Annotated in this window: 14 protein-coding genes; 8 read left to right on the top strand and 6 right to left on the bottom strand. The window is 71.4% G+C overall.

The annotated features are described in order from the left end of the window. The first annotated feature begins 141 nt into the window (after window positions 1-141). The 6 genes from ACFXMF_RS02990 to ACFXMF_RS03015 are packed head-to-tail and all read left to right on the top strand — an operon-like array spanning window position 142 to window position 6,198. The gene (locus ACFXMF_RS02990) at window positions 142-1,047 is read left to right on the top strand and encodes a sugar ABC transporter permease (protein WP_360313434.1); all 906 of its coding nucleotides are present in this window, start codon (window positions 142-144) and stop codon (window positions 1,045-1,047) included. Further along, window positions 1,044-2,009 (top strand): carbohydrate ABC transporter permease, encoded by a 966-nt coding sequence (locus tag ACFXMF_RS02995; RefSeq protein ID WP_379992472.1) that lies wholly within the window; start codon window positions 1,044-1,046, stop codon window positions 2,007-2,009. Before ACFXMF_RS02990 ends, ACFXMF_RS02995 begins: the two co-directional genes overlap by 4 nt. 35 nt (window positions 2,010-2,044) lie before the next feature. Then, window positions 2,045-3,109 (top strand): NAD-dependent epimerase/dehydratase family protein, encoded by a 1,065-nt coding sequence (locus tag ACFXMF_RS03000; RefSeq protein ID WP_379992471.1) that lies wholly within the window; start codon window positions 2,045-2,047, stop codon window positions 3,107-3,109. A 48-nt stretch (window positions 3,110-3,157) separates the two neighbouring features. Beyond that, window positions 3,158-4,252 (top strand): dihydrodipicolinate synthase family protein, encoded by a 1,095-nt coding sequence (locus ACFXMF_RS03005; protein WP_360313444.1) that lies wholly within the window; start codon window positions 3,158-3,160, stop codon window positions 4,250-4,252. Further along, the gene (locus tag ACFXMF_RS03010) at window positions 4,236-5,297 is read left to right on the top strand and encodes a hydroxyacid dehydrogenase (protein WP_379992470.1); all 1,062 of its coding nucleotides are present in this window, start codon (window positions 4,236-4,238) and stop codon (window positions 5,295-5,297) included. The genes ACFXMF_RS03005 and ACFXMF_RS03010 overlap by 17 nt, the downstream gene beginning before the upstream one ends. A gap of 49 nt (window positions 5,298-5,346) precedes the next feature. After that, a complete protein-coding gene (locus ACFXMF_RS03015) occupies window positions 5,347-6,198 on the top strand; it encodes a fumarylacetoacetate hydrolase family protein (protein ID WP_360313426.1) in 852 nt (283 codons plus the stop codon). A 67-nt stretch (window positions 6,199-6,265) separates the two neighbouring features. On the opposite strand, the gene ACFXMF_RS03020 is transcribed toward ACFXMF_RS03015, so the two are convergent. The 4 genes from ACFXMF_RS03020 to ACFXMF_RS03035 all read right to left on the bottom strand — a co-directional run bounded on the left by ACFXMF_RS03020 (window position 6,266) and on the right by ACFXMF_RS03035 (window position 11,828). Further along, on the bottom strand, window positions 6,266-6,661 hold the full coding sequence (locus ACFXMF_RS03020) for a RidA family protein (protein ID WP_360313424.1): 396 nt from the start codon (window positions 6,659-6,661) through the stop codon (window positions 6,266-6,268). A 346-nt stretch (window positions 6,662-7,007) separates the two neighbouring features. Continuing rightward, entirely contained in the window at window positions 7,008-8,768 is a 1,761-nt protein-coding gene (locus tag ACFXMF_RS03025) for a Cys-Gln thioester bond-forming surface protein (protein WP_360313422.1), read from the bottom strand. A 258-nt stretch (window positions 8,769-9,026) separates the two neighbouring features. Next, window positions 9,027-10,475: an APC family permease gene (locus ACFXMF_RS03030; RefSeq protein WP_360313420.1), complete on the bottom strand. Its 1,449-nt coding sequence runs from the start codon at window positions 10,473-10,475 to the stop codon at window positions 9,027-9,029. 57 nt (window positions 10,476-10,532) lie between these two features. Beyond that, window positions 10,533-11,828: a zinc-binding dehydrogenase gene (locus tag ACFXMF_RS03035; RefSeq protein WP_379992652.1), complete on the bottom strand. Its 1,296-nt coding sequence runs from the start codon at window positions 11,826-11,828 to the stop codon at window positions 10,533-10,535. A gap of 177 nt (window positions 11,829-12,005) precedes the next feature. Here ACFXMF_RS03035 and ACFXMF_RS03040 point away from each other — a divergent pair, with 177 nt between their 5' ends. Together ACFXMF_RS03040 and ACFXMF_RS03045 are read left to right on the top strand one after the other, a co-directional pair. Next, a complete protein-coding gene (locus ACFXMF_RS03040) occupies window positions 12,006-12,680 on the top strand; it encodes a helix-turn-helix domain-containing protein (RefSeq protein ID WP_379992653.1) in 675 nt (224 codons plus the stop codon). A gap of 166 nt (window positions 12,681-12,846) precedes the next feature. Continuing rightward, entirely contained in the window at window positions 12,847-13,548 is a 702-nt protein-coding gene (locus tag ACFXMF_RS03045; protein WP_360313414.1) for a transcriptional regulator, read from the top strand. Window positions 13,549-13,642: 94 nt separating this feature from the next. Here ACFXMF_RS03045 and ACFXMF_RS03050 read toward each other — a convergent pair whose 3' ends face one another. Together ACFXMF_RS03050 and ACFXMF_RS03055 are read right to left on the bottom strand one after the other, a co-directional pair. After that, window positions 13,643-14,449, bottom strand: a complete 807-nt coding sequence (locus ACFXMF_RS03050) for a zf-HC2 domain-containing protein (RefSeq protein ID WP_360313412.1) — start codon at window positions 14,447-14,449, stop codon at window positions 13,643-13,645. Continuing rightward, window positions 14,446-15,006: a sigma-70 family RNA polymerase sigma factor gene (locus ACFXMF_RS03055; RefSeq protein WP_360313410.1), complete on the bottom strand. Its 561-nt coding sequence runs from the start codon at window positions 15,004-15,006 to the stop codon at window positions 14,446-14,448. Before ACFXMF_RS03055 ends, ACFXMF_RS03050 begins: the two co-directional genes overlap by 4 nt. Window positions 15,007-15,228 lie beyond the last annotated feature (222 nt).

Here is a 15,228-nt window from a genome sequence, read left to right on the forward strand (position 1 = left end):
GCCCGCCTTCCCCGCCGGCCCCTGGGCGCCCCCGGGCGGCGCGGCGCGCCCCCCGGGGGGGCGGGCCGGGTCGGCCCGCCCCCCCCACCCCGCCCCCGCTTCCCGTCCCATCCATCCGCTCTTCAGCCCAAGGAGGTCCCCGTGGCCGCAGTCGCGGAACAACCCCGCAGGCTCCGCCGACGCGGGCCGCACGCCCGCCGCGAGGCCCGAATCGGGCTGCTGTTCGTCCTGCCCGCCTTCGTGCTGTTCGTGCTGTTCCGTTTCGGCCCCAGCATCGCCGGCGTGCTGCTCGGCTTCACCGACTACTCGCTGATGGACTCGCCGAAGTTCACCGGCCTGGACAACTTCACCCGCCTGTGGGACGACCCGGTCTTCTGGTCCTCGCTCAAGGTGACCGTGCTGTACACGGTGATCACCGTGCCCGGCACGATCATCGCCGCGCTCGGGCTCGCCCTGCTGACCCGACGCGCCTTCCGCGGTTCGAAGTTGTTCCGCTCGATCTTCTTCCTCCCGGTGGTCACCAGCCTGGTGCTCGCCTCCACCGTCTTCATCTGGATCTTCTCCACCGACGGCCCGTGGTCCACGGTGATGAGTTGGGTCGGCGGACACACCGGATCCTGGCTGGCCGACGACGTGTTCGTGGTGCCCGCGCTGGCGATCGTGGGCATCTGGTCGCGGTTCGGCTACGGCATGCTGATCCTGCTGGCCAGCCTGCAGAACGTGCCGCGCGAGCTGGAGGAGGCCGCGCTCACCGACGGCGCCGGCCCCTGGCAGCGCTTTCGCTACATCATCGCGCCGAGCCTGAAGCCCGCGCTGTTCTTCCTCGCCGTGATCGAGACCACCGCCAGCTTCCAGGTCTTCGACGCGGTCTACGTGATGACCGGCGGTGGCCCGGCGAACGCCAGCTACACGCTGGTGTTCCAGCTCTACGACGCCGGCTTCAAGTACTTCGATCTCGGCTACGCCAGCGCGATCGGCCTGGCCCTGTTCGTGCTGACGCTCATCGTCGCGATCATCCAGCGCCTGGTGATCGGGAAGGAGAAGTGACCATGTCCCTCGATACCCACGAGGTCACCGAGAGCACGCCGCCGCCGATCGTGACGGCGAAGCACGAACCCCCGCGCGCCCGCCTGCGGTTGCGCCGCGACCGCTCCGCCGGCAGCCGCGAACAGGACACCGTGCCGCACGCGTTGCGCGGCACCCGACGCGGCAAGGTGCTGCGCGGCGTGCTGCTCGGGGTGGTCGCGCTGGCCACGATCTTCCCGTTCTACGCGATGGTCGTGCTGTCCCTGAAGCCGTCCGGCGCGGTCGAGTTCCCGGGCAGTCTGCTGCCGTGGAACCTGACCACCAGCGCCTACAGCGACGTCCTCGGTTCGCAGGACGTCCCCCAGTGGTTGATCAACACGCTCATCTACTCGATCGTCGGCGTGCTCGGCACGCTGCTGCTCTCCGCGCTGGCCGGCTACGCGTTCGCCAAGAAGCGTTTCCCCGGCCGCGAGGCGATGTTCTGGTCGTTCCTGTCGATGGTCATGGTCCCGTACCACGTGACGATGATCCCGACGTTCGTCCTGATCGCGAAGATGAACGGCGTCGACACCTACTGGGGCCTGATCCTGCCCTCGCTGGCCAACGCGCAAGCGGTGTTCCTGATGCGGCAGTTCATCCAGGGACTGCCGGACGAGCTGTTCGAGGCGGCCAAGATCGACGGCGCCTCGGAGTTCCAGATCTTCGTCCGGATCGTGTTGCCGCTGATCAAGCCGATCATGGCCACGCTGGGCACGTTCGTCTTCCTGTGGCACTGGAACGACTTCCTGTGGCCGTTGATCGTCGGCCAGAGCACCGACATGCGCACGCTGACCGTCGGCATCGCCTCCCTGCAACAGCAGAACGTGCCGCTCAACGTGGTCCTGGCAGGCTCCGTGGTCGCGTTCGTGCCCATCTTCATGGCCTACCTGGTGGGCCAGCGCTACGTCACCGAAGGCGTGGCGGCAACCGGAATCAAGGGCTGATCACCCGTCATGGCTGATCATCCGTCAGGAGAGAGGTGGCTGTAGCTGTGGCCGAAGCGAAGGGCACACCCGCGGGACTCGCCTTCCCGGACGGCGAGGCCGCGTTGGAGGAACTCCTCGCGACCCCGTCCGCGGCGCTGATCGCGGACCTGGCCGAACTCGACGGCGACCTGGTCGTGCTCGGCGCGGGCGGCAAGATGGGCCCGAGTCTGTGCCGGCTGGCCCGCCGTGCGCTGGACGCGGGCGGACGCGCCGACGCGCGCGTGTACGCGGTCTCGCGCTGGTCGGACCGGGCGGCGGCGAAGGCGCTGGAGGCCGACGGCGTGCACACCGTCGCGTTCGACCTGATGACCGGCGACCCGGCCGAACTCCCGGACGCGGGCAACGTGGTGTTCATGGTCGGCGCCAAGTTCGGCTCGGCCGGCGCCCCCGAGCACGCGTGGGCCGTCAACGCCGCGCTGCCGGACCGGATCGCCCGCCGCTACCCCGACGCGCGGATCGCCGCGTTCTCCACCGGCAATGTGTACCCGCTGGTGGACGCGGGCTCCGGCGGCAGCGTGGAGACCGACCCGGTCGGGCCGGTCGGCGAGTACGCGATGTCGTGCCTGGGCCGCGAGCGGGTGTTCACCCACGCGGCCACCACGCGCGGCACCCGGGTCGCGCTGATCCGGCTCAACTACGCGGTGGACCTGCGCTACGGCGTGCTCGCCGACATCGCGGCGGCGGTACACGCGGGCGCACCGGTGGATGTGACGACGGGTCAGGCCAACGTGGTGTGGCAGGGTTACGCCAACGAGGTCGCGCTGCGCTCGCTCGGGCACGCGGGCACACCGTTCACGGTGAACCTGACCGGCCCCGAGACCGCGTCCGTACGACGCCTCGCGGCGATGTTCGGCACCGAGTTCGGCCGGGAGGCGATGGTGACCGGAGCCGAGTCGGGCAGCGCGTTGTTGTCCGACGCGAGTCTGTGCCACGAGTTGTTCGGCTATCCCGAGGTCCCCCTGCGCACACTCGTGGCCTGGCAGGCGGACTGGATCCGGCGCGGGTATCCGCTGTCCGGCAAGGCCACCAAGTTCCAGGTTCGCGACGGAAAGTTCTGAGGCATCGTGATCAACTCCGCAACGGACAACCCGAGTCCGGTCGGCTCGATGGACCCGGTCGATCCGGCCGGTGGGCTCGACGCGGTCGGCTCGACCGACGCGGCGGCAGGCCCGCGCACGCCGATCGAACTGCTGCTCGAAGGCACCGTGATTCCCGCGCACCCGCTGGCGCTCGACGCCGAGGGCCGCTTCGACGAGCGTCGGCAGCGGGCGCTGACCCGCTACTACCTCGCCTCCGGCGCGGGCGGCCTGGCGGTGGGCGTACACACCACGCAGTTCGAGATTCGCCGGCCCGAGGTCGGGCTGCTCCGGCCGGTGCTGGAGCTGGCCGCCGAGACGGTCGCGCGCGAGGCGGGCCGCCCGGTGGTGCGGGTGGCGGGCGCCTGCGGGTACACCGCGCAGGCGGTGGCCGAGACCGAACTCGCCGCCTCGCTCGGCTACGACGCGGTGCTGCTCAGTCCCGCCGTGCCGGGCGCGGACGAACAGGGCCTGTTGGACCGGGCGCGGGCGGTCGGCGAGGTGTTGCCGGTGATCGGCTTCTACCTCCAGGACGCGGTGGGCGGCCGGTTCCTCACCCCGGAGTTCTGGCGCGCGTTCGCCGACATTCCCAGTGTGGCGGCGATCAAGATCGCACCGTTCGACCGCTATCGCACCTCGGACGTGCTCGCGGCGGTGGCCGACGCCGACCGGGCCGACGAGGTCGCGCTGTACACGGGCAACGACGACGCGATCATCACCGACCTGCTGACCCCGTATCGGGCCGGCGACCGGCCGCGCTGGTTCGCCGGCGGGCTGCTCGGCCAGTGGGCGGTCTGGACCTCCAGCGCGGTCACGCTGCTCGACCGGGTCCGCCGGGCGCGCGCCGGCGATCACCGCATGATGGTCGAACTGCTCGGTCAGGCACCCGAGTTGACCGACGCCAACTCGGCGGTCTTCGATGTGCGCGGCGGCTTCCGCGGCTGCATCGCGGGCGTGCACGAGGTGTTGCGCCGGCAGGGGTTGCTGGCCGGGACCTGGTGCCTGGACCCGGCGGAGACCTTGTCGCCGGGACAGGCCGAGGAGATCGCCCGGGTGGCGAAGGCATATCCGTGGCTGACCGACGACGCGTTCGTGGCGGAGCACCTCGATGCCTGGCTCGCCTAGTCCGACGTGGGCCGCCGGGCCGGGCGCTCGCGCCGCGGTCGTGCTGGCCGTCCCGCCCGGGTTGCGCGCGGAGTTCTTCGGCGCGCGGGACCCGGCCGGGCCCGGGGGAGTGGCCGAGCGGCTGCGGGACCTGGCCGAGGTGCTGCCGGTGGACGATCCCGCCGACGTCGACGCGCTGCGGGCGGCCCTGGCGGGGGCGGACGTGCTGGTGTCGTCGTGGGGCATGCCGCGGTTGACCGGCGAGTTGCTCGCGGCGGCGCCCCGGGTCGGGCTGTTGGCGCACACCGGCGCGGCGATCACCCCGTATGTGGGCGCGGACGCGTTCGCCCGCGGGGTCCGGGTGACCCAGGCCGGGCAGGGCATGGCCCGCTCGGTGGCCGAGGTCGCGCTGACCTTCACCCTGGCGCTGTTGCACCGAACCCATCGCTACGACCACGCGCTGCGCGGGGGAGGCGACTGGGCGACGGCCTCGGTCGCGCCCGAGCGGCACGAGATCCTCGGCAGCCGGATCGGCGTGGTCGGCGCGTCGCGCACCGGGCGGGCGTACATCGAGGTGGTCCGCGCGCTCGGCGCCCGGGTACAGGTCACCGACCCCACCCTGAGCGCCGCCGAAGCGGCCGACCTCGGGGTCGAACTCGTCGAATTGCCGCGACTCCTGGCCACCAGTCGCATCGTCGCGCTGCACGCACCGTCGTTGCCGGAGACCCGGCACCTGCTCGGGGCCCGCGAGTTGGCCCTGCTCGCGGACGGCGCCGGGCTGGTGAACACCGCGCGCTCGTGGCTGGTGGACGAGCGGGCGCTGCTCGCGGAGTTGGCCACCGGTCGCATCGACGCCGCCTTGGACGTGTTCGACCGGGAACCGCTGCCCGTCGAGCATGCGTTCCGGGGGTTGCCGAACGTGCTGCTGACGCCGCATCGGGCCGCCGGTACGGTCGAGTGCCGCCGCCGGCAGGGCGACATCGTGCTGGCCGAGGTGCAGCGCTACCTCACCGGCGCCGCGCTCGACCACGAGGTCGGCCCGGACGCGCTCACCCGGGTCGGCTGAACCCTCCTTCACCTCCCATACCGACACCTTCACCCCTGGAGAGACCACCGTGCGCCTGATGCGCGTAGGCGAACCCGGCAACGAACGCCCCGTACTGTTCGCCGCCGACGGCCGCCACTTCGACCTCGGCCGGCTCACCGCCGACATCGACGGAGCCTTCTTCGCCTCGGACGGCGTCCGGCGGGTCCGCGAGGCCGCCGCGGCGGGCACCCTGCCCGAGCTCGACGTCGCGGGCCTGCGGGTCGGCGCACCGGTGGCCCGGCCCGGCGCGGTGCTGTGCATCGGTCAGAACTACGCGGCACACGCGGCCGAATCCGGCGCCGAGCCGCCGAGCACGCCGATCCTGTTCTACAAGACCCCGCACACCGTGGTCGGGCCCTACGACGACGTGTCGATTCCGCGCGGCGCGGTCAAGACCGACTGGGAGGTCGAACTCGCCGTGGTGATCGGCCGCCGAGCCCGCTACCTCGACTCGCCCGAGGAGGCGTTGGCCCACGTCGCGGGCTACACGATCAGCAACGACGTGTCCGAGCGGGCGTTCCAGCTCGAACAGTCCGGCGGCCAGTGGTCCAAGGGCAAGAACTGCGAGACGTTCAACCCGTTGGGCCCGTGGCTGGTGACCACCGACGAGGTCACCGACCCGCAGACGCTCGGGCTGCGGTCGTGGGTCGGCGGGGAGATCCGGCAGGACTCGACCACGGCCGACATGATCTTCGACGTGGCGTACCTGATCCACCACCTGTCGCAGTATCTGGTGCTGGAACCCGGCGACATCGTCAACACCGGGACGCCGCAGGGGGTGGCCCTGTCCGGGCGCTTCCCGTATCTGGCGGCGGGCGACGTGATGGAGTTGGAGATCGATCGGCTGGGGCGCCAGCGCTCGCACCTGGTCCCGGCCTGACCCGTTCGTGATCGGCGCCGGCCGGGGTGGTTCACCCGGCCGGCGCCTTCGCATGTCGGGGCGCGGGTCAGGGGCGCACCGCGACCGCGTCGACCTCGAACAACATCTCCGGCAGGGCCAGCGAAGCGACACCGCTGAGCGTCTGGGTCGGCGGCACGTCACCCCAGATCGCCCCGATCGCCTTGCCGAGGATGGCCAGTTTGTCCGAGTCGTGATCGACGATGTGGGTGCGCAACTGCACGATGTGGCTCAGGTCCAGGCCGACGGCCGCGAGGGCGATCCGCAGGTTGTCGAAGGACTCCTCGACCTGCTCGGCGAAGTCGTCGGTGCTCACATGGCCGTCGGCGTCCGACGCGTACTGTCCGGCGACGAACACGAGTTCCCCGGATGCCACGGCGACGTGGCTGTAGCCGAAGTGCACCGGGTCGTGCAGGCCGTCGGGGTTGATGATGCGGTGCGACATGGTCGGGGTCCCTCCGAAGCGAACGGTCGTCGAGTACAGGTCGTCCAGGGGTCGGATCATTCCCGGCGACGGTGACAATCGCGGCCGTCGGAGTGCCCGCGTCACAATCTTGTACCAGTCGAGTTCTTTCGAATTATCGAGCCGTTTCGGTGCCCGCCAGGGAAATGAATCGTGCTGTCGACAAAGCACGGATTGCATTCGCAGGAATACGCATGGGAATCGCGCCCGTCCGGCCGGCCGAAAACGACAAGGGCCCCGCCGGGTCGGCGGAGCCCTTGTCATCGGATCGGGTCACCTGGTGACTCGGCCCGGTTCAGCGGTCGTGCGGTTGCCCGGGTCGAGGACGTCAGACCTGGTGGCGACCACGGCGGCGGTTGAAGTAGATCGCGCCGCCACCGGCCGCGAGCAGTGCGGCGGCCGCACCGGCGATCAGGAAGGTGGCGGAGTCGTCACCACCGGTGTTGGCCAGGTCCTTGCCCTTGCCCGCGGGGGCGACGGGCAGCCACGGCACGACAACGGCCGGGTCGTCGGTACCGGGCTCCACGATCGGCTTGGTCGGCCCGGTGCTGCCGCTCGGCTGCGCGCTGGTGGCCGGCGGCGCCGAGGAGGTCGCGGGGGCGGACGTGGTCGTCGGCGCGCCCGTGGTCGCGGGGGCGCCCGTACCCGGGCCCTGGCTGGTGGTCGGGGCCGCACTCGTCGGCGGCGCGGACGAGGTCGCCGGTGCCGAGGTGGTCGGCGCGGCGCTGGTCGCGGGGGCGGACGTGCCCGGGGCCGGCGGCGCGGTCGTGGTGGGCGGCTTCGGCGTGGTCGGCGGCGTGGTGTTGACCGGCGGCAGGCTGGTCGGCGGAGCCGTCGTCGGCGGGACGGTCGGCGTCTCGACGCAGTCGAGCTTGTTCGTGTAGGTCTGCGAGTAGTTGCCCGGGCCGGTCACCTTGATGGTGTAGTCGGTGTCCTCGGCGACCTTGACGAAGTGCGTCTTGGTCGAGCTCGGCGGCACCTTCACCGTGGTGCCGTTGACCTTGAAGTCGGCCGGTCCGTCACCGGAGTTCTTCAGCGTGACGGTGACACCGCCCTCGACGCAGTCCTCCTTGGCCGCCGAGGAAGGCACCGGGACGGGCTGGTGGGACCACTTGACCTGGGCCGAGGCACTGGCCGAGAACGGCTGCGAGCCCGCGGTGATCAGGGTCTGGGTGTGCTTGCGGTTCTTGCCCAGGAACACCCGGCCGATGTTGATGCCGGCCTTGGTGGTGGCCGAGATCTTGGTCTCGCCCGGCGTCTTGGGCGCCTTGACGTAGAGCTCGGTGCCGTTCGCGGCCGTGTTGATCGGGTTGCCGTCCTTGCCCACCAGCGAGGCGCCGGCCGGGACGTTGCCGTCGAGCTTGACCGCGACCGGGTCGGTGCCGGAGGTCGTGACGGTGATCGGACCGACGCCCGGAGTGTCACTGTCGTTGCCCGACTTGGTGGTCGGCGACAGCTCCAGCGCGGCGCCCGGCTCGGTGGCCAGACCCTTGTTGGCCGGGCCAGTCAGGTAGGCGTAGAGGGCGTTGACGTCCTCGTCGTTGCTGCTGCTCGCGTCGACACCGTTGCTGTAGTGCCAGATCGCCGCCTGGGTGGCCGCGACGGCCTCCGCCGCGTCGAGGTCGTAGAACTTCTTGTCCTTGTCCTTGCCCCGGCCCTTGTGCAACGGCAGACCCGCGGTCTTGGCCAGCGCGTCGAGGTCGGCGGTCTTGGGGTACGAGTTGTTCAGCACCCAGTTGATCTTCGCGACCTTCGCGGTGTCCTGGAGCCAGGACTCCCCCCAGGTGCCCTCGCGGTACTCCGCCTGGTCCTGGACGGTGGTGTCCAGGTCGATGCAGTAGACCAGAACCTCGGGCGTCCCCCGGCGCTCCTGGCTGAGGATCATCAGCTCGGTCTGCACGCCGAAGGGGAAGCCCTTCAGGCGGACCGAGCCCTCCGTGTCGTCCACGTGACCGCGGAAGCGGAGCTTGGTGCCGGCGTCGGCGTCCGCGTGCGCGGTGGGCGCCAGGCCCACGACCGCGACCGCGGCCAGTCCGGTGGCGACGAACGCCGAAGCCACGCGGGATATACCCCGCTGCGTCTTATGCATGAAAGAAACGACTCCTCGCGAAAAGGCGGCCCCCGCTGCCCGGGTCTGTCACCGGGATCCCCACCCCTGGGCCGCCGAACGCAAGAATCGTGGTAGCGCGAAGTTTAGTCAATTCACGTCCAGGGAAATCCGGCCGCGAATCGGAATCCGCCCGGCGGCGTATCCGGGCATTGATTACCATTTGCCGTTTTTGATGCCGATGGGCGTCCGTCGCGCCCGCCGCCCCCGAGCGGGCGGCGGCGGGCGCGACGGAACCGGCTACGCCGCGTCGTCGGCGAACGTGCCCGCGCGGGCGGCGCGTTCCGGGTCGCGGGCGCGCAGGACCGCGTAGCCGGCGATGCCCACCACCAGGGCGCCGACGAAGACGTACGGCAGCACGTTGAGCGGGGATTCCGGGACGGGCCACAGGTTGCGGTAGAAGACGTAGACCATCGCCGCCGCGCCGATCAGGCCCAGGGCCCAGGTGATCGCCAGGGCCCGGGCGCCCGTCCTGCGGACGAACAGCGGCGCGGCCAGACAGACCAGGACGTACGACAACATGTAGCCGAAGACGCCGATCGTGTCGATGTACGTGGTCGCGTCCAGGCCGTTGGTGCCGGCGAGCACGACCGCCACCGTCGGGATCGCGACGAAGGGCGTGACGACCAGGATCGCCGCCGAGGGCGTCTTGTGCGTCGGGTGCGCGCGACCCAGGCGGGCCGGCACCACGCCCTCCCTGGCCATGCCGAACAGCAGTCGGGCCGCGACCGTGACGCAGGCCATCACCACCGCCAGGAACGAGGCGGCGAAGCCCGCGTGCAGGAAGAACTTCAGGAAGCCCAGGCCGGAGAGTTCGGCCAACTCGTCCATCGGGTCGGCGCTGGCCACCAGGCCGTCGGGGCCGCCGAAGCCGACCACCTGCGCGTAGGTGGCGAACATGTACAACAGCCCGGCCAGCAGCGCGCTGCCCATCACCGCACGCGGGATCGCCTTGTACGGGTCGGTCGCCTCCGCCCCCAGCGAGGCCGCGCCCTCGAAACCGACGAAGCCGAGCACGCCCAGGACCACCGCGAACACGACGCCGTCCAGGGTGCTGCCGCTCAGGGTGAGTTGGTCGGTGTCGAACAGGTCGTTGCCGCTCTTGAAGAACACCGCGAGGAGCACGACCACGATCAGCACGATCGAGATCACCTCCAACGTCGCCGCCACCCGCGCCGCGGTGCGCACGCTCGCGATGGTCAACCGCACCGCGATGGCGGCCAGCAACACGTCGAGCAACACCTGACCGGCCACGCCGGTGAAGGCGCCCACGCCGATTCCGTCCAGCGCCCGGCCGGTGTAGTAGCCGGCGCCCGCGAGCGAGCCGGAGCCGATGCACACCGCGCCGATCAGCAGCGCCCAACCGGTCACGAACGCGCCGGCCGGTCCGAGCGAGAGCCGGGTGAAGGCGTACAGCGAGCCGGTGCCGGCCCGGCGGCGGGCGAACACGCAGATGCAGTACGCGATCGCCAGCACCGCGGCCATGGCCAGGAAGAACGAGAACCACGCGCCGTTGCCCGCGGACGCGGCCATGCTCGCGGGCGCGAACGCGATCACCGCGCTGGGCGCGACGTTGGCCACGCTCTGCGCGCCCACCTCGAAGGTGGTCACGCTGCGCCGGGCCAGGCCGTCGTCGGGCGGGCCGGAGTGGGCGCCGGGGGAGGGGAGCGAGGCTGCGGATGCGGGCACGGGTGCTGCCTTTCCGGACTTTCCGGCCGAATTGCCTGGGGTGAGAGTAGTCATCGGTCAGCCCTCGCGCTTGGTGGGGTCGTACGCGGACGGGGCGTGCGTGGTGGAGCCGGAGGCGGACCGGGGCGCGACGCACGCGGTGTACGCGTCGTAGGCCGCCGAGTCGGAGCCGGCCACGCCGGCCTCGGCCGGGTCGTGGGGCGCCGGCCGGTAGCCGGTGATCAGCAACTGCCGCAGGGCACGGCCCTCGTTCAGCTCCGCGAGGGCGTCCCCGGCCTCCTCCAGCGGACGCCGGGCCGAGATCATCGACTCGACGTCCAGGAAGCCGCCGACCACCAGGTCGACCAGCACCGGGATGTCGCGGTGGGCGACCACCGAGCCGTAGTTCGAGCCGAGGATGCGCTGGTCGGCCTCGGCCAACGCGAGCGGGTCGAAGCGGGCGGTGCTGCCGGTCGGCGGGAGGCCGACGATCACCGCCGCGCCACCTTGACCGAGCGCGGCGATGGCCTGCTCGGTGGTGGCGATCTTGCCGATCGCGTCGAACACGTAGTCCAGGCCCTCCGGGACCAACGTGCGCAGCGCCGCCACCGGGTCGACCGCACTCGCGTCGACGGTGTCGGTGGCGCCCAGCGTGCGCGCCAGGTCGAGCTTGTCCGCGACCACGTCCACCGCGACGATCCGGCCCGCGCCGGACAGCCGGGCGCCCTGTACGCAGGAGAGCCCCACGCCGCCGCAGCCGATCACCGCGACCGTCGCGCCGGCCTCCACTCCCGCGGTGTTGCGGACCGCGCCCACCCCCGTGGCGATCGCACAGCCGACCAGGGCCAGCGCGTCCAGCGGCGCGTCCTTGCGCACCTTGATCGCGCCGGAGGCGGGCACCACCACCCGGTCGGCGAACGAGGACACGCCCAGGTAGTGGTGCAGTTGCTCGCCGTCGGTCGAGCTCAGTCGGCTGGTGCCGTCGTACAGCACGCCCTTGGGCGCGACCACCTCGGCGACCAGCGAGCACGCGGCGGGCCGGCCGGCGAGGCAGTAGCGGCAGGCGCCGCAGGCCGGCACCCAGGACAGCACCACGTGGTCGCCGACGGCCAGGCCCGAGTCCTCGGTGTCCGGGCCGAGCGCGGTCACCACGCCGGAGCCCTCGTGGCCCAGTACGACCGGCATCGGCACGTCCCATTCGCCGCGCACCACGTGCAGGTCCGAGTGGCACACGCCGGCCGCGACCACCGCGACCTCGACCTCGCCGGAGCCGGGCGGGGCCAGCACGAGATCGGTCATGGTCAGGTCGTTGCCGGGGCGCAGAACCACGCCGCGGACGCGGTCGGCGGGTGCCGGGGAGGGGATGGTGCTCATGGCTGCTCCTGGCTGGACGAGGTCGCGTTTAGTAGCGCTAAACTTTCGTCAAGGTTTTACAGGAGTAAACTCGTGGCGTAAAGACCCCCGAGCAGGGTGAATCCGAACCTTTACGGACCGCTCGGCGGTCGCGGAACGGTGCGCTGAAACGACGGGAGGACGGGTACCGTGTCGCGCGTGCCAGCACATACCGGAGCAGAGTCCGGCGCAGAGCCCGCGGCCACACCGGCCGCCACCGGCGCAGAGCCCGCAGCCACACCCGCCGCCAAGGACACCTCCAGCCGGATGTCCCGGGTCGGCCCGCGCCTGCGCGAACTGCGCCTGGCCCAGGGGCTGACGCTGGTCCAGGTAGCCGGCGCCGCCGGGGTGACCAAGGGCTTTCTGAGCCTGGCCGAGCGCGGCAAGGCGTCGGTGTCCGTGCCGACCCTGCTGCGCATCTGCGACGCGGTCGGCACCAGCATCGCCGCCCTGTTCGACTACCCCGACCAGGACGTGGTGCGCAGCGGCATCGGTGCCCCGCTGGAGATGGGCGGCATCGGGATCGAAGAGTTCCTGTTGACGCCGGCGGAGGAGACGCACGTCCAGGTGATGCGCACCGTGCTGAGCCCGGGCGGCGGCTCGGGCGGCGCGTACGCGCTGGAGGCCGAGACGGTGTTCGCCTACCTGGTCCGCGGCAGCCTCGAACTCACCGTCGACGGCGCCGTGCGACATCTGGGCGCGGGCGACTCGACCACGTTCTCCGCGCGACTCGAACACGGATGGACGAATCCGGGCGAGATCGAGGCCGAGGTGTTGTGGTCGATCGCGCCGGCGCTGCCGCGCCATGTGACCAAGCTACGGCCCAACCGGTAATCATCGGTTGCCGATCGGTTGCCGCTCGCTTGCCGACCGGGGTCGATCGAGTGCACACCCGGTACGGACCGGGTGCCGGCCCGATGTCCCCCGGACGCGGGCCGGTTCGCCGTGTTCCCGGAGACGTCGGCACCACGCCGGCGCCGAGGCTTTCTATGCTTGCCGCGTGACCGACCCCAATGACCTCGATGTCCGACCGGCGTTCTCGCCGTCCGCAGCCGCCTCCGCCCGGGGGGTGATGGCGCTAACCTGCGAGCGTGTGGCCGCGACATTGGCTTCGTACGAGCTGCGGGTGCTGCCGTCGACCGTGGCCCAGTGGGAAGCCGGGACGGAACGCCCGAACGAAGCCGAACTGCTCGCCCTCGCCAAGTCCTTGGTCGTCCCCGTGAGCCAACTCATGGGCGGCCGACCGGGCAATCTCCAGGACCACCGGATCGCGGCCGGCCTCACCCGCGCCCAACTGGCCAACCAGGTACGGATGAAGGAGATCGGCTACGCCCGACTCGAACGTGCGAACAAGTGGCGGGCCGACGAGCAGCGGACCGGCTTCCTGGTCCGCGCCCTCGGCCTGTCGATGCGTGACCTGGCCGAGGTGTCCGGCGTCGGCCCCGAACTGGAAAACCTGCTCGCCGAGGCGGTGGTGGGCCGCTGGAAGACCCAACTGCCGGATATCACCCGGTTGATCGGGATGCGCCGCAAGCGCATCGGCGAGGTGCTCGAAGCGCTGAGCTCGGTCTTCCCGGAGGGCATGGACGTGGCCGACGTGCCGCGGGCCGCGGTGGTCGAGCGGTTCTGGGGGCTGCTCGGCGACCCGGTCGCGGACCCGGGCGCCCCGGGCGTGTGGCTGCTGCAAGGACGATTCGCGTAACCGACCCCGAACCGAACGGTCCTGCCGTCCCGGGGGTTCCGACGGGACGGCAGGACCGTTCTTTGTTCGCGCCGGGCGCGTCCGGCGGCACGTACTAGACCGGTACGCCGACCAACGTTCCGCCGTCGGCGATGCGGACCTCGAAGCGGGCGAGTTGGTCCGCGGGCGTCCAGGTGCCGGTCCGGATCACCAGGGGCGCCTCCGAACCCGGTACACCGTAGCCCTTCGGCGGGACCGTCCAGCCGGAGATCTGCTGTTCCTTGCCGTCCTTGCCGATCGCGACCAGCGAACACCGCAACGGACCGCGAACGTTGCGCAGTTCGAGCGCGAGGTTGGTGCCCCAGGCCTTGCTCTCCAGCGCGATCCGGGCGGCTGCCCCGGTGCGCGGATCGGTGGCCTGCAGCGTCGTCCCGTTCTCGGCGATGGCCCGGAACGGGTCCGCCTGCTGCGCCGAGGTGGACGAATCGTCCTTGAGCCAGGTCCGGCCGGCGAGCACGCCTGCGCCCAGACCGATCACCAGGAGCGCGACGCACGCGGCGACCAGGAGGGCGAGCCGGGGGGTGCGTCGGGCGTTGCGCCGCGCGGCCAAATCGTCCACCGGACCCGGGCCGGCGACCGGTGGCGGGGCAGCGGTCGGTTCCGGCGTCGGCACCGGGACCGGTCCGGGTGTCCACGCCGGTCGGGTCGGCGCCGCGGGTGCCGGTGCCGCCGGCTCCGGCAGTTCGTACACGCCCTCGTCGCGCACCTCGGTCAGCAGCGTGGCCAGACCGGAGAAATCGGCCAGCTCGTCGAGACAGCGGTCGCAGCCGGCCAAATGCTCCTCGAACGCATCCCGGTCCGCCGGCTCCAACAGGCCGAGGGCATACGCGGCGACATCCGCATGTTCGGGTTGCACGCTCATGCCGACACACCCCTCTCCTCCAGGACGAGCCGCAGCGCGCGCAGCGCGTAGTACACGCGTGACTTCGCCGTACCCGCCGGGATGCCGAGTACCTCGGCCGCCTGGTTGACAGTACGGTCGCGGAAGAACGTTTCGATCAAAATTTCCCGGTGCGATGTGGAAAGGGCGTCCAGCGCGTCGCCGACCACCACCGAGCGCAGCAGCCGATCGACCTCGTCCCCGGTGGGCAGCGTGGCCAACGGCTCGTCGCCGACCTCCGGCGGACGGGCCGCGCGGGCCCGCTGCTCGTCGATGACCAGCCGGCGGGCGACGGTGACCAGCCAGGGCAGCAGCGGCGCGGCGGGATCGAGCTTGGCGCGATTGCGCCAGGCCCGGACCAGCACCTCCTGCACGCTGTCCTCGGCCCGCTGCCGATCGCCACCGTTCAGTCGCGACACGACCGCGAGCAACGGCCGTGAGTACTCGCGATAGAGCATCGTGACGAACTTGGTCTCCTCGTCCGAGCCCGGCGGGTCGGAACCCGGCGGGCCGGACCCCGGCACGTCCACATCGGACATTCGCGACCGGCCTCCTCCCGTAGCCGAGATCCGCATCCCGGAGCAGGCAACACCCTAGGGGGCGCCTGCCTGCCGCCATGGCGCCATCCCTGTTTCGGCCCTCCGACCAGGCACGATGCGAAAATGACGCCACTTTGGCTCCATAGGGTTCACTGTGGCGTCAAAAGTGTGCCATGCTGGCCGCAACGGACCTCCAGGGTCACCGGAAGCGGTTGTTGTGGT

The organism is Embleya sp. NPDC059213, assembly GCF_042754445.1.
Classification (GTDB): Bacteria; Actinomycetota; Actinomycetes; order Streptomycetales; family Streptomycetaceae; genus Embleya.

Bases quoted from the DNA above. Each gene is read 5' to 3' on its own strand.
- ACFXMF_RS03025 (WP_360313422.1), bottom strand. From the start codon at position 8,768: ATGCATAAGACGCAGCGGGGTATATCCCGCGTGGCTTCGGCGTTCGTC.
- ACFXMF_RS03055 (WP_360313410.1), bottom strand. From the start codon at position 15,006: ATGTCCGATGTGGACGTGCCGGGGTCCGGCCCGCCGGGTTCCGACCCG.
- ACFXMF_RS03010 (WP_379992470.1), top strand. From the start codon at position 4,236: ATGCCTGGCTCGCCTAGTCCGACGTGGGCCGCCGGGCCGGGCGCTCGC.
- ACFXMF_RS03005 (WP_360313444.1), top strand. From the start codon at position 3,158: ATGGACCCGGTCGATCCGGCCGGTGGGCTCGACGCGGTCGGCTCGACC.
- ACFXMF_RS03035 (WP_379992652.1), bottom strand. From the start codon at position 11,828: ATGAGCACCATCCCCTCCCCGGCACCCGCCGACCGCGTCCGCGGCGTG.
- ACFXMF_RS03020 (WP_360313424.1), bottom strand. From the start codon at position 6,661: ATGTCGCACCGCATCATCAACCCCGACGGCCTGCACGACCCGGTGCAC.
- ACFXMF_RS03050 (WP_360313412.1), bottom strand. From the start codon at position 14,449: ATGAGCGTGCAACCCGAACATGCGGATGTCGCCGCGTATGCCCTCGGC.